Origin of the sequence: Streptomyces sp. CHD11, from assembly GCF_018638295.1 — a bacterium.
In the GTDB taxonomy this organism is placed as follows: domain Bacteria; phylum Actinomycetota; class Actinomycetes; order Streptomycetales; family Streptomycetaceae; genus Streptomyces.
In genome coordinates this window covers 228,033-247,311 of record NZ_JABTTS010000003.1, presented here as the reverse complement: position 1 = coordinate 247,311, position 19,279 = coordinate 228,033, and the positions used below count along the sequence as shown (strand labels likewise).

Genomic DNA, 19,279 nt, shown 5'->3' with positions numbered 1-19,279 from the left:
GCGGAAGACCCGGGGAAAGATCGGGTGAACTTTGCGGGAAGGGACGCGCGGGGTCGCGCACGGCGGCCGGGGCCCCGGCTGGGCCCCGGCCGGTGAGTCGGGCAAGCGGTACGAGGGGTGCGGCGGTCAGGCCGTCACGGCGCCGGGACCTCGTCCACGAAGGAGGTGCCGGCGCCGCGGAGTTCGCCGACCTTCGCAGCGGCCTGGGCCGGGGTGAGGACCTGGTCCTTGACGTGCAGCACGTAGTCGACCTGCTGGTCGTAGGCGCGGGGCGTGGTCGACGTCTGGCCGTCGAGGTCGATCAGCCACTGGTTGAAGTTGATCGACATCGGGCGTTCGGGCAGATACGCGGCGTCGTGGGTGCCGAAGTGCTGACCGTCGACGTAGTAGGTGATGGCGTGGTCGTCGATGGTCACCACCAGGTCGTGCCAGCCCGCGAAGCTCCGCCGGCTCTCGCTGTGCTGGTTGACGGCCTGCCAGGGGTCGGGGTTGTAGGTTTCCCAGGAGGTCGTGTAGAGGATGTTGGCCGGCTCGCCCCAGCCGCCGTTGGGCAGGTACTCGAAGTCGTACTCGGCGTAGTCGTCGGCCATCGGTGCCTTCAGGTCGTTGATGGTGAAGAAGGTCTGGACGACGCGGTCCCCGTCGGGGCCGTACTTGGGGGCGTCGGAGAACCTGACCCGGGCGGCGTAGGTGCCGTATCTGAACTTCGTGCTCCTGGTGAGGACTTCGGTGTGTGTCGTGGAGGCTCCGGTTCCCGCGGTGGAGGTCTCCAGATTCATCACCGAGTTGCCGCCCGAGGAGGCGAAGGTGACCTTCGACGGGTCCCAGGCCGCGCCGGGTACCCCCGGGCCACCCGGGTTGGAGCGCACGCTCCAGCCGTGCGCGGAGATCGCGGGGTCGGTGTGCGAGGTGTAGTCGAAGTCGTCGAACAGGGTCTGGCCGCCGTCACCGGGAGGGTCGGTCGGGTCGGTGGGATCCGTCGGGTCGTTCCCCTCCGGGGCGGTGCCCCACACCGTGGTGCCGGCCAGCTGTGCGGTGACCCTGCTCCAGTCGGCGTACGAGGCCTGGGTGCCGCCGAAGGAGTAGTCGTCGCTCTGCCGCAGGGTCTGCCAGTCGGACCGGTGGAAGCGCAGCTGCATGTCGCCGGTGTCGGCGCCCGGAGCCAGCGATCCGGCGGACGGGGTGAACCCGATCTCCAGATAGCGGTCGGCCGTGGCGGTGGGGCGGGCGAGTGTCCCGAACGTGCCGGTGACGGCGGCGCAGCCCTTGACCGCCCAGGAACAGGCGAAGCGGTAAGTGGCGCCCGGCGTATCGGCTTTGAAGTAGTACCGGACCTTCACCTGGCTCAGCTGCACGGGTGAGGAACCGCTGTTGCGGACCTTGAACCAGGGCTCGCTCTGGTCCGCGGTGGCCCCGCCGGAGCTGGTGCGGTACTGCACCGAGACGGCGCCGTCCGCGGCAGCCGCGGAGGTCGCCGGAAGGCCGGTCAGTGCGGCGCTGCCCAGCAGGGCGGTCAGCGCGAGTGCCGCGCGGACGCGGCGGCCGGTGGGACGAGTACTCATCCGTGATCCTTTCGTGGTGGGGGTGGCGCACGGGTGGATGGGCTGTGCGGTGTGCGGGGCACGGTGGATCGTGTACGCGGTGCGCGCGGTGCGTGGTGGACCGGCTGTGGCTCGCGTGGGGCTGCCGCACAGCAGGGGGCGCACGGGAGCGGCCCGGCCCTCCGGGTTGACCAGTTGCCGCCGTAGCTTTACCAGTTGATGTCGACAGAAGGTGGCATAGACCAATGTGTGCGTCAACCCTCCCCGCACCACCGGTATTCGGCGCTGCGGGTGCGGGATATCCGGTGAGCGGACCAGTTAAGGTCGATGCCGTACCAGTGGCCCCGGCGGTCCGTCCGTGACCGACGACGAACGAAAGTCCCGTATGGAGATCGACCCCGCCGCCTCGGGCGCCATGCTCAAGCGGGAACGGGTCCGCGACGCCATCCTCGAGCTCATCGAGACGCGGAGTCCCGGCGATGCCATCCCCTCGGAGCGCCGCCTGTGTGCCCGCCTCGGTGTGTCCCGCCCGACGCTGCGCGCCGCGGTGGACGAACTCGTCGTCGCGGGGCTGCTGGTGCGCGAGCACGGGCGGGGCATGTTCGTCGCCGCCGAGAAGATCACCCAGGAACTGCTCCCGGAGCGGGACTCCTTCGCCCTGCCCCCGGCCGGGGGCGTGTGGACCAGCAGGGTCCTGGAGTCCCGCACCCTGCCGGCGGGGGCCCGGGTGGGCCGCAGACTGCGCATGTCGCCCGCGGCCAGGATCCGTTACATAGCCCGGCTCCGGCTGGTCGACGGCGCGCCGATGGCCATCGAGCACCTGCATGTCCCGGCGGACCTCGTGCCCGGCCTCACCAGCGAGGAACTGGAACAGGGCGACCTGTACGAGCACTTCGGGGACCGGCACGGAGTACGGGTCAGTGAGGCCGTGCAGTCCATCGAGCCCACCGTGGTGACCCGGGCCGAGGCGGATCTGCTGGATGTGCCGGAGCTTTCGCCTGCCCTGCTGTTCGAACGGCTCACCACCGACACCGGCGGCCGCCCGGTCGAGTACGTCCACTCCCTCTACCGGGGTGACCGCTACCGCATCGTCTCCCGGCTCACGCTCGGCCCGACCGCCGCACGGCCGAGGCCGCCCGAGGGGCACCATCCGGGCATCCCTCCGGGAGACCTCACCTCCGGCGCCCCCGTCACCTTCTCGACCCGTGGCGTGGTGCAGAGCGGGGACTGACCGGCCGTCGCGCCGGGATGGATGAATCCGGAATCAGTGACTCCCAGACCGTTGACAGGTCCATACCAGGGCGGGACGCTCTGAGAGCGCTCTCAGGACGGTTCTCGGCCACAGTCGAACGGAGTAGGAGCATGCTGCCCACACTCAAACGCCGCCTCACGGCGATGGTGTTGAGCCTTGCAACAGCGCTCGGCGGCTCATTGCTCGCCACCGGGGTGTCGTCCCCCGCCCACGCCGCGGTCCCCGACACCATCCCCCTCACGATCACCAACAACTCGGCCCGCGGTGAGCAGGTGTACGTCTACAACCTCGGCACCCAGCTGTCCACCGGCCGGCAGGGCTGGGCCGACGCCAACGGCACGTTCCACGCCTGGCCCGCGGGCGGCAACCCGCCCACGCCGGCCCCCGACGCCTCGATACCGGGCCCGGCGGCAGGACAGACCAAGACCATCCGCATGCCGAAGTTCTCCGGCCGCGTCTACTTCTCCTACGGCCAGAAGATGGCCTTCAGGCTGACCACCGGCGGCCTGGTGCAGCCCGCCGTGCAGAACCCCACGGACCCCAACCGGAACATCCTGTTCAACTGGTCGGAGTACACGCTCAACGACGACGGCCTGTGGATCAACAGCACCCAGGTCGACATGTTCTCCGCGCCCTACACCGTGGGCGTGCAGCGCGCCGACGGCAGCTCACTGAGCGCGGGCAGCCTCAAGCCCGGTGGATACAACGGGGTCTTCAACGCCCTGAGGGGTCAGTCCGGGGGCTGGGCCGGCCTGATCCAGACCCGTCCCGACGGCACCGTGTTGCGTGCGCTGTCCCCGCTGTACGGAGTGGAGACGGGCGCCCTGCCCGCGTCGATCATGAACGACTACATCAACCGTGTCTGGCAGAAGTACTCCGGCACGACACTGACGGTCACCCCCTTCGGCGACCGCCCCGACATCAGGTACACCGGACGGGTGTCCGGCGGCGTCATGAACTTCACCAACAGCTCGGGCGCCGTCGTCACCAGCTTCCAGAAGCCCGACGCCTCGTCCGTCTTCGGCTGCCACCGCCATCTCGACGCCCCCAACGATCAGGTACGCGGGCCCATTTCGCGCACCCTGTGCGCCGGCTTCAACCGCACCACCCTCCTCGACAACCCCCACCAGCCCGATGCGAGCGCGGCCGGCTTCTACCGGGAGCCCGTCACCAACCACTACTCCCGGATCATCCACGCGCACATGGCGGACGGGAAGGCCTACGGCTTCGCCTTCGACGACGTCGGCGCCCACGAGTCACTCGTCCACGACGGCAACCCGCGCCAGGCCTCCCTGACGCTGGCCCCCTTCAACTGACCGCTCTCGTACGGCGGGTACCGGCGGAGGCGACGGCGCGCGGCAGGCGCGCCTCCGCCTCCGCCTCCGTACGGGCCGCGGGGTCCGCACCGGAGGCCCGGAACCGGTGGTACTTCCCGCGGTCCCGGGTGATCGCAGGGGTCCGGGGGCCCCGTAAGGTGCCTCCATGTCTGCCACGTTGAATGCGGGGAAAACCCGTTCCGCACTGCGCACCTCGGCGCGTGTCTCCGGTGAACTGCTGCTGGTCCTGGTGGCGGCCGCGGTGGTGCTGTGGCTACTGGGCCGCATGTGGCCGGTGGTCTGGCCCCTCGTGGTCGGTCTGCTGCTCACCACGCTCACCTGGCCTCCGGCCCGCTACCTGCGCAGGCGCGGTATGGCCCCCGCGCTGGCCGCCTCCGTGGTGACGGTGCTGTTCCTGGGGGTGGCGGCGGGCACCGTCGCGCTGATCGCGGTTCCCGTGGCCTCGGAGTCGGGCGAGCTGGGCGAGGGTGTCGTCGAAGGTGTCGAGCGGCTGCGCGAATGGGCCGCCGGGCCGCCGCTGAACATCGACGACGCGCAGATCGCGGGCGCCTTCGACTCCGCGACCGCCCGCCTCCAGGACAGCGCCGGGGCCATCGCCACCACCGCCGTCACCGGCGTGAGCACCGTCGTCAGCGGTGTGGTCACGGCCGTACTGGCGCTCTTCCTGATGTTCTTCTTCCTCAAGGACGGTCCGCGGTTCCTGCCCTGGCTGCGCCGCCAGCTCCCCGGCCGGCTCGCCACCGACGTACCGGTCGTGGCCAAGCGCTGCTGGCTCACCCTGGGGTCGTTCGTGCGGTCCCAGGCGCTGGTCGGCCTGTTCGACGCCGTCCTCATCGGTCTGGGCCTGTGGATCCTCGACGTCCCGCTGGTGCTTCCACTGGCGGTGCTGACCTTCGTGTCCGCCTTCGTGCCCATCATCGGCGCCCTGTTCGCCGGACTGGTCGCCGTACTGATCGCCCTGGTGTCCAACGGACTGACGGACGCGCTGCTCGTGCTCGCCCTCATCGTCGTGGTGCAGCAACTCGAGGGCAACGTGTTCCAGCCCATGATCCAGAGCCGGGGCCTCGGACTGCACGCGGCCGTCGTCCTGCTCGCGGTGACCCTCGGCGGCAGCCTGGCCGGCATCGTCGGCAGCCTGCTCGCCGTACCCGTCGCCGCGCTGGTCGCGGTCGTCTGGAACTATCTGCGCGAGCAGCTCACCGACCCGCCGCGGGAACCCGCGCCGGGCGACGGCTCGCCCACCTGACCGGCACGCCGGCACCGCACCGAGAGGAAAAGCCCTCCATGACGTACGACCTCACCGCGCTGCGCGCCCAGGTGCCCGCGCTGGCCTCCGGCACCGCACACTTCGACGGCCCCGGCGGCACCCAGACGCCGCTGCCCGTCATCGAGGCGATCGGCGCCGCGCTGTCCCGGCCCCTCTCCAACCGCGGCGCCCTGCTGCCCGGCGAACGCAACGCCGACTCCGTCGTCGACGAGGCCCGCCGCGCCATGGCCGACCTCCTAGGCGCCGACCCGGCCGGCATCGTCTTCGGGCGCAGCGCCACCCAGCTCACCTACGACTTCGCCCGCACCCTCGCCGCCGGCTGGTCACCCGGTGACGAGGTGGTCGTCACGCGCCTGGACCACGACGCCAACATCCGCCCCTGGGTCCAGGCGGCCGAACGGGCCGGCGTCACCGTCCGCCACGCGGACTTCGACCCGGACACGGGTGAACTGACCGCCGACGACATCCGGGCCCGGCTCTCCGGGCGCACCCGGCTGGTCGCCGTCACCGCCGCCTCGAACCTCATCGGCACCATCCCGCCGATCGCCGAGATCGCCCGTGCCGTGCACGAGGCGGGCGCCCTGCTGTACGTCGACGGCGTGCACTACACCGCGCACAAGCTGGTCGACACCGAGGCGCTCGGCGCGGACTTCTTCGTCTGCTCCCCCTACAAGTTCCTCGGCCCGCACCACGGGGTCCTCGCCGCCCGCCCCGAGCTGCTGGAGACCCTCCGCCCGGACAAGCTGCTGCCCTCCACGGACGCCGTGCCCGAGCGCTTCGAGCTCGGTACGCTGCCTTACGAGTTCCTCGCGGGCACCCGTGCCGCCGTCGATTTCCTGGCCGGCCTCTCCGGGCTGCCGGCCGGCGGCCGCCGGGAACGGCTGGCCAGGACCTACGAACTGCTCGAGGAGCACGAGGCGGTGCTCCGGGAGCGGCTCGAGAAGGGTCTGACGGCCCTCGACGGGGTCACCGTCCGCTCCCGTGCCGCCCGGCGCACCCCGACCCTGCTGGTCACCCTCGACGGCCGTCGCACCGAGGACGCCTACCGCTTCCTCGCGGAGCGCGGCGTCCACGCGCCCTCCGGCAGCTTCTACGCCCTGGAGGCGTCCCGCCACCTCGGCCTCGGGGACACCGGCGGCCTGCGGATCGGCCTGGCCCCGTACACCGGCACCGAGGACGTCGACCGGCTGCTGGCCGGCCTCGCGGCCTTCCTGGAGCAGCCGGCGCATGAGTGACGACACCGGCCTGACCTGTCCCGCCCGCGGGGCGACCGCCCCGGCCGCCCCGATCCGGCCCGCGTCGCCGTCCGGGTTCCGCCGGTACGAGCGAACCGTGACGATCGGGTACGGAGCGGACACCTGGGCGGCGGCCGGGGACGCCGTCGTGCGCTGGGAGGTCAAACGCCGCAGCGGCTTCTCCGTCATCCCGGCCGACGGAGGCGGTCTCAGGGTGCGGGAGGGCGGGCGGTACACCATCACGGCGGGACCCGGCCGGTTCACCGTCCGTGAGCCGGTCGAGGTCGTCGCCGTGGTGGAGACGGGCGACCGGTGCGGCTTCGCCTACGGCACCCGGCGGGGACATCCGGTCAGCGGGGAGGAGGCTTTCATCGTGCACCGGGACGGGGACGGCCGTGTCCTGCTGACCCTGCGCTCACTGACCCGGGCGGCGCCGGCGGGTCCCTGGTGATTCCTCTTCCCCGTCCTGCTCCTCGCCCAGCGCGGCGCCCGAGCCCGTTACCTCCGCGCGCTGACGGCCGACGGCGGGGCGCCTCCCGAGGTGGCGTGACATCGTGGAGGTATGGCCATCGACGTCCGCCCCGCCTCCGTCCTCGAGGATGTACGGGCCCTGCTCGGCCCCAAGTCGCCCGGGGCGAACGTCTGCTGGTGCCTGAGCTACCGCATCCCCTCCAGGCTCGACAAGGAGCTCCGCGGCCCGGCCAGGGGCGAGTACGTCGCCGAACTGTGCCGGACCGGCGTACCCATCGGCGTGCTCGCCTACGACGGCGAGGAGCCGGTCGGCTGGGCGGCCGTCGCACCCCGCGCGGACACGTCCTTCGCGCGCAACCGCAAGATCCCGCACGTCGACAACCTGCCGGTCTGGTCGCTGTGGTGCATCAGGGTGCGTCCGGGGCACCGGCGGAAGGGCCTCTCGCACGCCCTCATCGCCGGCGCGGTCGCGCTCGCCCGCGACCGGGGCGCCCCCGCGATCGAGGCGTACCCCCTCGACAACGGCGACGCGCGCGTCGACCAGACGATGGCATACCCCGGCCTGCGGAAGAACTTCGAGCGGGCCGGCTTCACCCATGCCGCCGACACCACCTCGGTCCTGTCCGGACATCCCCGTGTGCTGATGCGGCTCGACCTGCGCTGACGGACCCCGGGCGGGGCCCGGGTCTCAGGAGTACAGCGCGGCGATCTCCGCCGCGTACGCCTCCTGCGCCTGCTGCCGCCTGACCTTGAGCGACGGGGTCAGCAGTCCGTTCTCCTCGGTGAACTCGCCCTCGATCAGGGTGAAGGCACGGATGGACTCCGCACGGGAGACCGCCTCGTTGGCGTGGTCCACTGCCTTCTGCACCTCGGCCCGCATCCGGGGATCGCGGACGAGTTCGGACACCGGGGTGCCGGCGGGCAGCCCGCGCACCGAGAGCCAGTGGGCGACCGCCTCCGGGTCGAGGGCGATCAGCGCCGCCACGAACGGCCGGTTGTCGCCGACGACGAGGCACTGGCCCACGGGCGGGCGGCTGCGCAGCCGGTCCTCCAGGACGGCGGGGGAGACGTTCTTGCCGCCGGAGGTGACGATGATGTCCTTCTTGCGCCCGGTGATGGTCAGATAACCGTCCTCGTCCAGGGAGCCCAGGTCACCGGTGGTGAACCAGCCGTCCTTCAGCACCTCGTCCGTGGCGGCCGGGTTGTTGCGGTACGACCCGAAGACGATGTCGCCCCTGACGCACACCTCACCGTCGTCCGCGATCCGGACCGCGGTACCGGGGACCGGGAGGCCGACCGTGCCGGGACGGGGGGCCAGCGGAGGGACGATGGTGGCGGCCGCGGTGGTCTCGGTCAGGCCGTACCCCTCGTAGATCATGATCCCGGCCGCGTAGAAGAAGAGATTGAGGTCGCGCTCCAGCGGGGAGCCGCCGCTGATGGCGTACCGCACACGCCCGCCGAGCTCCTTGCGGACCCTGCGGTAGACCAGCAGGTCGTAGAGCGCCCGCGCGGCGTACAGACCGGGTCCGGGGCCCTTGCCGCGGCCCAGGAACCGGTCGAGGTGTGCCTGGCCGAAACGGACCGCGACGCGGTGGGCCCGCTCGAAGGAGGCCCCACGGCCCAGCTTCTCGGCGGTGGCGCGGCCGGTGTCGTGGATCTTCTCGAACAGATAGGGCACGCCCACCAGGAACGTCGGCCGGAACGCCTTGAGCTTGGGCCGCAGTTCGTCCGGCTTGATGCTCGGGCAGTGGCCGACCTCGATCCGGGCCATCAGGCAGGAGATCTGCAGGGTGCGGCCGAGGATGTGGGCGAGCGGCAGGAACAGCAGGGTCGAGGCGACCTGGTCCGTGACCTCCTTGAAGACGGGGTGCAGCAGCTCGACGGTGTTGGCCGCTTCCGCGTACAGGTTGGCGTGGGTGAGGACGCAGCCCTTGGGGCGGCCGGTGGTGCCGGAGGTGTAGCAGACGGTCGCCACGGTGTCGGGCGTCAGGGCGGTACGCCGCTCGGTGACCTCTTCGTCGGGCACACCACCGCCGAGTGCGGTGAGGTCGGCGAGGGCGTCCGCGTCCAGTTCCCACACGCGCGGCGGCGTGCTGTGGGCGGCGGTGCCCGCTTTCACGGTGGCGGTGTTCCCGGCGGTCTCCGTGACGATGTGCCGGGCCCCGGAGTCACGGACGATCCACTCCACCTGCTCCGGCGAGGATGTCGCGTAGACCGGCACGGTCAGGCCGCCGGCCGACCAGATCGCGAAGTCCAGCACCGCCCACTCGTAGCGGGTGCGCGACATCACCGCGACCCGGTCGCCCGGTTCCAGCCCGGCGGCGATCAGCCCCTTCGCCACGGCCGTGACCTCCTGGGCGAAGGCCGCCGCCGTGACCGGGTGCCAGGCACCGGCCCGCTCGCGGCGCAGGACCACAGCGTCGGGGGCCTCGGCCGCGTTGGTGAACGGGATGTCGGCGGTGCTGCCGGTGATCTGCCGCCCGGCGAGGACCGCCGTACGGGCCTCACGGACGATGCCCCGTTCGTCCCTGACGGTCTCCACTCCGCCCCGACCCGCCAGGTCGGTGCGTCCCTTCGCCCGTTTCAGATCCTTGCGTACGCCCATGACGGCTCCTGGTCGCGGCTGATGCTCTCGTGCTGGTTGCTGCCGTGCTTACTTACTCAGGAGTCAACTTACCCGTGCGTAACGACGAGTCAATGGGCCGGGGTCGGCCGAGACGGTCGGCGGGGCGCGGATCGCCTCGGCCAGTTCGCGCGGATGTCGCCGTCCCCGGTCCGCTCCGCCAGGGGACCCGGCCCGCTCGGAGAGTTCACCGAGCCCCGGGGCACCGGGCAGTGCGCCGTGACGGTGGCCGGGGGAGCGCGGCGCGTCGGTGACCAGGCCGCGGTCGCGGTGACCGCCGGACCGCGCCGCGCCTGCCAGACGGAGCCGGCGAGACCGTCGGCCTCCGGATCGCCCGCCTCCTCGTGCGGGGTACGGCTGTCGGGGTCCAGCCGGCGCACCGTCGCCGTCGCCAGGTGCCTCTCGGCGCCCGGGCGGGGCGCACCGCTGACTGTGGAGCCGGGGCGAGCGGGAATGTGCGGTACGAAGTCTCGAGGGTGCGTCTCGAAGCGGGTACGGAGAGGCCCGCCCGGACCGGTGGGTGATCCTCCGTCGACCTGAGGGAAACGTCCGCCGGGGGGCCGGCCGTGCGCCGTCCCCGGTCGCCGGACAGCATGGCGCCGTGCGAGGAGAGCGGCCGCACCGGGCCCCGGGCCCCGTAGGATCAGGTGATCTCGTGGGGGTGGTCATGGTCAGGCAGCGTCCCGGCACACCGACGCTCGAGGAGGTGGCCGCGCTCGCCGGTGTGGGACGGGGCACCGTCTCCCGTGTCATCAACAACGCGGCGGGCGTGAAGGAATCGACGCGCCGTGCCGTGCAGCGGGCCGTCGCCGAACTGGGCTACGTCCCCAATCTCGCCGCCCGCTCGCTGGCCGGGCGGCGTGCCGACGCCGTCGCGCTGGTCATGACGGAGCCGGACTGGCGGATGTTCGGTGAGCCGTTCTTCTCCGAGATCGTCAGGTCCGTCGGCGACGCGCTGACCGACACCAAGGTGCAGTTGCTGCTGACCCTGGTCCGCACGGACGCCGAACGCCGGCGCTTCGTGGAGTACGCGCGCGGCGGCCGGGTCGACGGCGTCATGCTGATGTCCGTACACGCCGAGGACGCGCTCCCCGACATGCTCGCCGACGTGGGACTGCCCACGGTCCTGCTGGGACGGCGCTCGGGCGACGAGGGCGTGACCTACGTCGACGCGGACAACGCCGGCGGCGCCCGCAGCGCGGTGACGCATCTGCTGGACTCCGGCCGCCGCTCGGTCGCCACCGTCACCGGGCCGCTCGACATGTACGTGGCCCAGTGCCGGCTGCGCGGATACCGCGAGGCGTTGCGGCGGGCCGGGATCGAGGGCAGGCCCTCCTGGATCGCCGAGGGCGACTTCTCGGAGGACAGCGGACGCCGTGCGACCGCCGGACTCCTCGAGCGGGCCCCGGAGATCGACGCCGTGTTCGCCGCCTCGGACACCATGGCCGCGGGAGCGCTGAGTGCCCTGCGCGCGGCCGGCCGCCGGGTGCCGGAGGACGTCGCGGTGATCGGCTTCGACGACTTCCCGCTCGCCCAGCACACCGACCCGAAACTGACCACCGTACGCCAGCCCCTGGAGGACATCGGCCGCACCATGGTGCGGTTGCTCCTGGAGGAGATGGAGGACTCGGCGGTGGCCTGGCGGCACGTCATCCTCCGTACGGAACTGGTACGCCGAGGTTCCGCCTGACCCTGACCCTGGCCCGTCCTGCCGCCGCCTCCGTGCGCGGGACCGCACGCACCGAATGTTTCGGGAGCGCTCCCGGCGTGCGGCGCCCCGATGGATCACCCTGCCGACCTGCGGTTTCGAAAAAGGTGCGACGCGTCTCTGCCCGCACCCTTGTCAGGGACATGTGAGCCTTCTACAGTCCCGTCCCGAACCACAAATGGGAGCGCTCCCATCACATGGGGAGGCGGGAGCGCTCCCGCCGATCGCCCCCGCACCCTCCTGGAGAGGCCCCCCGCATGCGACGGTTACGGCACCTGACCCGCGCCCCACGCGGCCTGTTCGCGACGCTTCTCACCGTTTTCGCCGTGGTCGCGGCGCTGGTGACCGCGACGGCTCCGGCCCAGGCCGACACCACGGTCTGCGAGCAGTTCGGATCGACCACCATCCAGGGACGCTACGTCGTCCAGAACAACCGCTGGGGCACCAGCGACCCCCAGTGCGTCACCACCACGGACACCGGCTTCCGCGTCACCCGGGCCGACGGCTCGGTTCCCACCAACGGTGCCCCGAAGTCGTACCCGTCGGTCTTCAACGGCTGTCACTACACCAACTGCTCGCCGGGAACCGAGCTCCCCGCCCGGGTCGGTGACATCTCCCGCGCGCCCAGCAGCATTTCCTACGGCTATGTCGGCGACGCCGTGTACAACGCCTCGTACGACATCTGGCTGGACCCGACGCCGCGGACCGACGGCGTCAACCGGACCGAGATCATGATCTGGTTCGCCAAGGTGGGCCCGGTCCAGCCGATCGGCTCCCAGGTCGGCACGGCCACCGTGGGCGGACGCAGCTGGCAGGTCTGGTCGGGCGGCAACGGGACCAACGACGTGCTGTCGTTCGTCGCGCCGTCGGCGATCGGCAGCTGGAGCTTCGACGTCATGGACTTCGTCCGGGAGACCGTCGCACGCGGAATGGCCCAGAACGACTGGTACCTGACGAGTATCCAGGCGGGATTCGAGCCCTGGCAGAACGGGGCGGGGCTCACGGTGAACTCCTTCTCCTCCAGCATCGAGACCGGCGGCGGCGACCCGGGCAACCCCGGTGACCCGGCGGTGTGCACGGTGTCGTACGCCACCAACGTCTGGCCGGGCGGCTTCACCGCGAACGTCACGGTGAACAACGCCGGCCCGGCTCCCCTCGACAGCTGGTCGCTCGCCTTCACCCTGCCCTCCGGGCAGCGCGTCACCAACGCCTGGAACGCGTCCGTCACCCCCTCCTCCGGAGCGGTCACCGCCAGTGCGACGGGAAGCAACGCGCGGATCGCGCCCGGTGAGAGCCAGAGCTTCGGCTTCCAGGGAACCTACAGCGGCTCCTTCGCACAGCCGGACGCGTTCCGCCTGAACGGCTCCGTCTGCTCGACCAGGTGACCGGCCCGGCTGCCGGTTCACGTATGCGGCCCCCGGTCCCTACGGCGGGCAGTGCGCGCGTCGGCCGTGACCGCCCGCTCCGGGGCCCGCTCTTCCTCCCTCGCCGTCAGCGCGGGCCCGACTCCCGCGCACCAGCCCCGGCCATCCGCCCCCCGCGCCCCCCGCCCGTCCGGACGACGCCCCTCCCCGGACGGGCAGGGTTCCACTCCCGCCACCCGATCCGACCCCGCTGGCTGCTCCTTCCACCCCACAACAGGCACAGGAGATCCCATGGCCCTACGCAACAGATTGCTCTCCCTGGCAGCGGTACTGGCCACCCTCCTAGGAGGGCTCGGCCTGAGCTTCCTGTGGCAGAACGACGCGCAGGCGCACGGCGTGTCGATGATGCCCGGCTCGCGCACCTACCTCTGCCAGCTCGACGCCGTCACCGGCACCGGAGCGCTGGACCCGTCCAACCCGGCGTGCCGGGACGCCCTGAACCGGAGCGGTGCCACGGCGCTGTACAACTGGTTCGCCGTGCTGGACTCCAACGCGGGCGGCCGTGGCGCCGGTTACGTCCCGGACGGAACGCTCTGCAGCGCCGGCGACCGGTCCCCGTACGACTTCTCCGCGTACAACGCGGCCCGCTCCGACTGGCCCCGGACGCACCTCACCTCCGGTTCCACGATCAAGGTCAAGTACAGCAACTGGGCCGCCCACCCCGGTGACTTCCGGGTGTACATCACCAAGCCCGGCTGGTCGCCCACCTCGCAGCTCGGCTGGAACGACCTGCAGCTCATCCAGACCGTCACCGATCCGGCCCAGCAAGGTTCACCGGGCACCAACGGCGGTCACTACCACTGGAATCTCAACCTGCCCTCCGGCCGCTCCGGGGACGCGCTGATCTTCATGCAGTGGGTGCGTTCGGACAGCCAGGAGAACTTCTTCTCCTGCTCCGACGTCGTCTTCGACGGCGGCAACGGCGAGGTCACCGGTATCGGGGACGCGGGCGGCGACCCGGACCCGGACCCGGACCCGACTCCCACGGACCCGGACGAGCACACCGGCTCCTGCATGGCCGTGTACAACGTGGTGAACTCCTGGGGCGGCGGGTTCCAGGGCTCGGTCGAGGTGATGAACCACGGAACGTCGCCGCTCAACGGCTGGGCCGTGCAGTGGAAGCCCGGTGACGGAACCAGGATCGGCAGTGCCTGGAACGGTTCCCTGTCCACCGGCTCCGACGGCACGGTGAGAGTCGGGAACGTCGACCACAACCGGGTGATCCCGCCCGACGGGAGCGTGACGTTCGGCTTCACGGCCACCTCGTCGGGCAATGACTTCCCGGCGGGAACGATCGGCTGCGTGGCGCCGTAGCGACGGTCCCGGGGACCGTGATCCACGCGACCGGCCGGAAGGCCCCGCACCGTGACGCGCGCGTCACGGTGCGGGGCCCCGGTTCGCTCCGGCCCGGTCGGACGACACCGACCTGAGCGCACCGCCGCCGCATCGGGTCCTCACGGTGTGGTTCTGCTGTGGGCCCGGTGCAGCAGGACGGGGTCGTGGGAATTGACGAGCAGCAGGTCGGCAGGGTCGTCGGCCCAGAGCCGGCTCAGACGACGGTGGTTGCCTCTGACTCCGGACCGGTCGGAGGCCATCAGTCGCTCCATGGCGGTGAGGGACTTCGGGGCGCGGCCGGTACCGTCGATCTGTCCGCGGTGGTAGAAGCTGTCACCGACGTGGAGAACCCAGTGGGTGCCTGCGTCGACGGCGACGGCGGCGTGACCCCGGGTGTGGCCGGGCAAGCTGATCATGACGATCCCGGCGGCGACGTCTGCGAGTTCCGTGGCGTGGGGGAACCCCCGCCACGGCTCGCCGCGACCGGGGGTGTGCGGGACGATCCGCGGATCGTGGGCGCGGTGGGACGGGAGGTAGCGGCCCCGCTCCACCACTCCCCTGGGGTGCAGGGAAGCCTGGTTCTCGGTGGCCGTGAGGTGGACCTCGGCCCAGGGGAAGTCGCTGAGTCCGCCGGTGTGGTCCGCGTCGAAATGGGTGAGGACGATGTGGCGGACCTCGTGCGGGTCGTAGCCGAGCGCGGCCACCTGGCGGATGGCTGACTCGCTGGTGTCGAAGGCGGGGCGGACGCAGAAGCGTGCCGGTCCGAAGCGTCCTGCCGGGTCGGCCGCGTCCTGGAGCCCGATGCCGCTGTCGACGAGTACCAGAGCGTCGTCGGTCTCGACGAGCAGGACGTGGCAGACCAGTCCGTCCGGGGTTCGCCAGGGGCGCATGGTGCCGCAGTTGAGGTGGTGGACCTTCATGGCTGTCTCAGTTCTCGTCGGTGACCTGCGGGAGCGCCGTAGCGTGCGTACGGGTCGGCGCGGCGGGGGCCGACGGCGTGGACCTGCGCGAAGCGCGCGGCTCGCGGGCTCGGGGGGCGTCGGCAGCCACGGTCCTTGTGCGGTGGAGGGCGGTCTCAGTTGTCGAGGTCCGGCGGGGTGGTGTTCGACAGTCGCGGATCGGGGTTCGACCTGGCCGAGGAGAGTGCGCCGCGCAGGACGCGGAGCAGCCTGAGCAGTCCGGCGGGACGGCGCTTGTCGAGGCCCGCTGTCAGCTGCTTGAGGACCGTGAGCTGGTCGAAGTAGACGCGCTCGGTGACCAGGTTCTCGTTCTCGTCGAAGATGAAGTACGCGGTCATCCGGGTGCGGTGCTTCGAACCGGTCGGCGGGATCCTGCCGAGGAAGCCCTTGTGGGTGCCCATGAGCCAGAACTCCACGATCACCGCGTCGGCGCTGTGCCTGAAGGCGATCAGCTCGTGGGCCTGGTCGGGGAACGCGACCCGGGTGTCCTGGTAGTAGCCGCGGACCTCACGGTCGCCGTCGTGCACCAGCATCTGCGCGATCAGCTCGTAGTGCGGGTGGGGGAACGTGGAGAGCGTCGCGTCCCAGTCCTGGCGGACCTCGTCCCGGAAGTGGTCGAGCACGAGCCGCTCCCGGGCACGCAGGACGGCTTCGGCGGGCAGTGTGAACCGGGCGGGAGGCATTGGGGCGTCGGGTGTGGCGGGCATCTGCGTCTCCTGTCTCAGACGGGCTGGGCGCCGTGGCGGATGGCACCGTGCGTGAAGGTCGGTCTCGTGCCGGGATTGGTCCAGGCGCCGGTCAGCTCACTGGACGGGAAGAACTGCGGGAACCGCGGATCGACCTGGCTGCGGTCGGCCAGGGCCTTCTCCATGACGGCCGAGTTGTACTGATCAGCCGTCGTCTCGATCGTGTTCGCGTTCAGCACGACCTCCTGCTGCCACGCGCGGGCCCACCTCGCCAGGCCGGGCAGCCGGGAGTGCTCCGGGACCATCGCCTCGGTGGCGATCACGTTCTCGCTCGACACCCAGATCCCGGTGTCGGTGTTGACGACCAAGGACTGGTTGCCGAACACGTGTCCGGGCGTCTTCACCACCGCCACGCCCGGACCCAGCACCACCGAGCCGTTCACCGGCAGGAACGCCGCGGCGGGGACGTCCGCGTAGGCGCCGGGCTGGTACCAGGGCTTCTGCAACGGGTGAAGGTCCGCCATCGCGACCAGTTCGTCGCGCTGCACGATCACCTTCGCGTGGGGGAACGCCGCTTTCGGTGTCTGCCCGAGATCGTCCTGGAAGGCGGTGGTCCCCACCCAGCGCCGCAGGTCCTGGGTGTGGAGGTGATCGAACATCAGGTAGTCCACCTCCGCCGGCTCGATCCCCAGCCGGGCCAGGTGGCCGGGCACCGTGCCGTGCACGGTGACGAACTGCCGCTCCAGGATGCGCGGTGTGCGCTGGGCGAGCGTGTCGAAGTACGGCGTGTACCGCCCCAGTTCGTGGTCGCTCGGCTCGAACAGCAGCACCCGCTTGCGTCCGTCGGACTCGGTCCAGCGGATGACCTGCATCCGGTTCGTGATCGACAGGAACGGCGCCGGCGCCATCGAGGCCCGGAACAGCCCGAACCTCGTCGGATAGGGCAACGTCACCAGGTCGCACGTCACGATGCTGTCCGGCGTTCCGGTCGACGCCAACTCGTCGCGGAACGCCGCAGCCTGCCGCTGTGCGATCCGCAGCCGCGTTCCGGGTGGCTCCCCGGAGCGGGAGAGGTCGGTCACCGTGTCGACCGCTGTGCCGACCGTGGGCAGGTCGGTCACCGCTGTACTGGTCCAGGGGAAGTGCATCGCCACTCCTCACACAGATTTACCCACGCCGTGGATATCTGCGGGGGAGGTTATACCCACGCCGTGGATACGAACAATGGGCTGCGGCACAATGAACGGCATGACCCGATCAGTGGACGCCCACGCCGGGGCTCGCCGTGGCAGGCCCCCCAAGGGCACCGCGCAGCTCTCCAAGGACGTGATCGTCCACGCCACCCTCGAGGTCATCGACGCCGAGGGGGTCTCCGGCGTCGGCATGCGTTCCGTCGCGCGAGTCCTGGGAGTCGACGCCAAGAGCCTCTACAACCACGTCGACGGCAAGGACGGGCTCCTCGACGCCGTCGCCGAGCATGTGCTCGGCGGGGTGCGCATCCCGGCGGCGACCGGCGACCTGCGCACCGACCTGCCCGCGATCGCCGGTGCCTTCCGTGAGCGTGCGCTCCTCCACCCCGAAGCCGCACCCCTGGTCCTCACGCGTCAGATGGCATCCTTCGAAGGACTCGCACCGGTCGAAGCGCTCCTGAGCGTCCTGAGATCAGCAGGGGTCCCGAACGGGGAATCCGTGCAGCTGATGCGTGTCCTCCTCGCCTTGCTGATCGGCACCCTGCTCCGAGAAGTCCAGGCGGGCCCCACTCTGGGCACGTCGGACAAGGACAGCATCGCCGCACGGCGAACGATGCTGGAGAACTCCGGTCTTCCCCATGTGACCGAAGCGGCCCCGCATCTCGCACGGTTCGACCGCGCCGCGGAGTACGCGTACACCGTCCGAGCCGCCACCGCACTGGTGCTGGACCGGATCAGCGCATCGCACCCCGGCGCAGGTGAGCGTGAGGACCGCACAGGCGGCTGACTCCCGGTTGCCGGGACGGAGCGGGTCGATGTCATCGCCGCAGCGCCTGAACCCGGCGGGCGTTCATGCCCCACTGGACACCCACCGCACCGCCGCCACCACCGCGGGCACCGCAGCCGGTACCGCCCACGGCCGCCCCGTCACCCGCCGCACCGGGGGCGACGGGGCGGGCGGCACAGGACGGTGGGTCAGAGGCGGACGATGACCAGCGCGATGTCGTCGGGGCCACCGTCGGCCACGCCCAGGTGGGTGAGCAGCGTGTCGGCCAGATCCTCGGGACTCAGCCGGGCGTGGCGGCCCACGGCGTCGGAGAGGCGGAACAGCCCGGCGTCGATGTCCTCGCCGCGGCGCTCGACGAGACCGTCGGTGTACAGCACCAGGGTGTCACCCGGCCTGTAGTGCACCGTGGCCTGGGGGCGCGGCCTCTGATCGGTCACCACACCGAGGGGCGGGTCGGTCGCCTGGTCGAGCAGGACGGCCGTGCCGTCCGGACGGCACAGAACCGGCGGGAGGTGACCGGCGCTGGTGTAGGTGATGCGGCGGTTGCGGCGGTCGACGACCGCCTTGACCGCGGTCGTGGCCAGAGCGCTCTCGAACGTACGGGCGTACCCGCTGAGGACGTCCATGGCCTTGCCGGGTTCGGAGATGGCACGGACGGCGGCGGACAGGGCGCTGCGCAGCATACCCATCACGGCGGCGGCCTCCAGTCCGTGACCGACCACGTCACCGACCGCGACGGTGAACTTGTCGTCGGGCAGATCGACCACGTCGTACCAGTCACCACAGACGTTGAGTGACCGGGTGGCGGGCATGTAGCGCACGGCGATCTCGCGGTGCCCGGCCAGGTCCGGAGAGTGCAGCATGACCTCCTGCAGGCCGAGGGCGGTTCGGCGTTCCCAGTCGTGGGCGTCGCGCAGTTCCTCGTTGAGGACCTGGAGGTCCTGCGCGCGGGTGAACAGCTCGGCCACGACGGCACCCTGTTCCGCGCCCATGATCTCCCGCTCGTTCCGAGGCTGACGGGACAGCATGTACTCCGTCATGTCCTCCACCCGGTGGATGATCCACTGGACCTCTCCGCCGGGCCCGAGAACAGGGGTGTTGACGGGTGACCACCACCTCTCCTGGAACACCCCGGGACGCCCGGTGACGGGCAGGTCGTACTTCTGCACCGCCATCGTGTCCGGCTGTTTGGAGCGCAGAACCCGGTCCAGGGAGGCGGCCAGGTCGCGCACGCCGCTGGCGGCCGGATCCGCCGCATTGCCGGGGTAGGCCTCGAAGAGGTACCGGCCGACGAGTTCTTCCTCCGTCCGGTCGGTGACCTGGAGGTACGCGTCGTTGACCGCGACGATCAGCAGATCGGGGGCCAGCACCAGGTAAGGGCTGGGCGTCGCGGCGAACACCATCCCGTAGTCGATCCGCGGTGTGTTCACGTAAGCTCTCCCAGTCCGTCCGCCGGCTCCCTAC

16 protein-coding genes are annotated in these 19,279 nt (G+C 71.2%); 10 read left to right on the top strand and 6 right to left on the bottom strand.

From position 1 onward, the window contains the following. Positions 1-134 precede the first annotated feature (134 nt). Positions 135-1,562: a cellulose binding domain-containing protein gene (locus HTV45_RS04710; protein ID WP_215204299.1), complete on the bottom strand. Its 1,428-nt coding sequence runs from the start codon at positions 1,560-1,562 to the stop codon at positions 135-137. Positions 1,563-1,926: 364 nt separating this feature from the next. Here HTV45_RS04710 and HTV45_RS04705 point away from each other — a divergent pair, with 364 nt between their 5' ends. The 6 genes from HTV45_RS04705 (at position 1,927) to HTV45_RS04680 (ending at position 7,767) form a co-directional block, all read left to right on the top strand. After that, entirely contained in the window at positions 1,927-2,772 is an 846-nt protein-coding gene (locus HTV45_RS04705; RefSeq protein ID WP_215204474.1) for a GntR family transcriptional regulator, read from the top strand. A gap of 131 nt (positions 2,773-2,903) precedes the next feature. Further along, complete coding sequence (locus HTV45_RS04700; protein WP_215204298.1) at positions 2,904-4,109, top strand: glycoside hydrolase family 64 protein; 1,206 nt, start codon at positions 2,904-2,906, stop codon at positions 4,107-4,109. 166 nt (positions 4,110-4,275) lie between these two features. Then, on the top strand, positions 4,276-5,376 hold the full coding sequence (locus tag HTV45_RS04695) for an AI-2E family transporter (RefSeq protein ID WP_215204297.1): 1,101 nt from the start codon (positions 4,276-4,278) through the stop codon (positions 5,374-5,376). A 38-nt stretch (positions 5,377-5,414) separates the two neighbouring features. Further along, positions 5,415-6,632, top strand: coding sequence for a cysteine desulfurase-like protein (locus HTV45_RS04690; protein ID WP_215204296.1), 1,218 nt, complete (start codon positions 5,415-5,417; stop codon positions 6,630-6,632). Continuing rightward, positions 6,625-7,083: a DUF1990 family protein gene (locus HTV45_RS04685; RefSeq protein ID WP_215204295.1), complete on the top strand. Its 459-nt coding sequence runs from the start codon at positions 6,625-6,627 to the stop codon at positions 7,081-7,083. Before HTV45_RS04690 ends, HTV45_RS04685 begins: the two co-directional genes overlap by 8 nt. A 111-nt stretch (positions 7,084-7,194) precedes the next feature. Then, positions 7,195-7,767 (top strand): GNAT family N-acetyltransferase, encoded by a 573-nt coding sequence (locus HTV45_RS04680; RefSeq protein WP_215204294.1) that lies wholly within the window; start codon positions 7,195-7,197, stop codon positions 7,765-7,767. A 24-nt stretch (positions 7,768-7,791) separates the two neighbouring features. Here HTV45_RS04680 and HTV45_RS04675 read toward each other — a convergent pair whose 3' ends face one another. After that, positions 7,792-9,708 (bottom strand): long-chain fatty acid--CoA ligase, encoded by a 1,917-nt coding sequence (locus HTV45_RS04675; RefSeq protein WP_215204293.1) that lies wholly within the window; start codon positions 9,706-9,708, stop codon positions 7,792-7,794. Positions 9,709-10,393: 685 nt separating this feature from the next. On the opposite strand from HTV45_RS04675, the gene HTV45_RS04670 reads away from it, so the two are divergent. From HTV45_RS04670 to HTV45_RS04660, 3 genes are all read left to right on the top strand, one after another. Beyond that, positions 10,394-11,416, top strand: a complete 1,023-nt coding sequence (locus HTV45_RS04670) for a LacI family DNA-binding transcriptional regulator (protein ID WP_215204292.1) — start codon at positions 10,394-10,396, stop codon at positions 11,414-11,416. Between the two features lie 275 nt (positions 11,417-11,691). Then, a complete protein-coding gene (locus HTV45_RS04665) occupies positions 11,692-12,819 on the top strand; it encodes a cellulose binding domain-containing protein (RefSeq protein WP_215204291.1) in 1,128 nt (375 codons plus the stop codon). Between the two features lie 270 nt (positions 12,820-13,089). Then, the gene (locus HTV45_RS04660; protein ID WP_215204290.1) at positions 13,090-14,172 is read left to right on the top strand and encodes a lytic polysaccharide monooxygenase; all 1,083 of its coding nucleotides are present in this window, start codon (positions 13,090-13,092) and stop codon (positions 14,170-14,172) included. Between the two features lie 140 nt (positions 14,173-14,312). On the opposite strand, the gene HTV45_RS04655 is transcribed toward HTV45_RS04660, so the two are convergent. The 3 genes from HTV45_RS04655 to HTV45_RS04645 all read right to left on the bottom strand — a co-directional run bounded on the left by HTV45_RS04655 (position 14,313) and on the right by HTV45_RS04645 (position 16,986). Then, the gene (locus tag HTV45_RS04655) at positions 14,313-15,113 is read right to left on the bottom strand and encodes an MBL fold metallo-hydrolase (RefSeq protein WP_215204289.1); all 801 of its coding nucleotides are present in this window, start codon (positions 15,111-15,113) and stop codon (positions 14,313-14,315) included. Between the two features lie 155 nt (positions 15,114-15,268). Continuing rightward, the gene (locus tag HTV45_RS04650) at positions 15,269-15,859 is read right to left on the bottom strand and encodes an ester cyclase (RefSeq protein WP_251691247.1); all 591 of its coding nucleotides are present in this window, start codon (positions 15,857-15,859) and stop codon (positions 15,269-15,271) included. 14 nt (positions 15,860-15,873) lie between these two features. Next, positions 15,874-16,986: a hypothetical protein gene (locus tag HTV45_RS04645; RefSeq protein WP_215204288.1), complete on the bottom strand. Its 1,113-nt coding sequence runs from the start codon at positions 16,984-16,986 to the stop codon at positions 15,874-15,876. A 100-nt stretch (positions 16,987-17,086) separates the two neighbouring features. On the opposite strand from HTV45_RS04645, the gene HTV45_RS04640 reads away from it, so the two are divergent. Beyond that, complete coding sequence (locus tag HTV45_RS04640) at positions 17,087-17,815, top strand: TetR/AcrR family transcriptional regulator (RefSeq protein ID WP_251691245.1); 729 nt, start codon at positions 17,087-17,089, stop codon at positions 17,813-17,815. Positions 17,816-18,003: 188 nt separating this feature from the next. Here the strand turns inward: HTV45_RS04640 and HTV45_RS04635 are convergent, their stop codons facing one another. Next, positions 18,004-19,245, bottom strand: a complete 1,242-nt coding sequence (locus tag HTV45_RS04635; protein ID WP_308309138.1) for a SpoIIE family protein phosphatase — start codon at positions 19,243-19,245, stop codon at positions 18,004-18,006. Between the last annotated feature and the right edge of the window lie 34 nt (positions 19,246-19,279).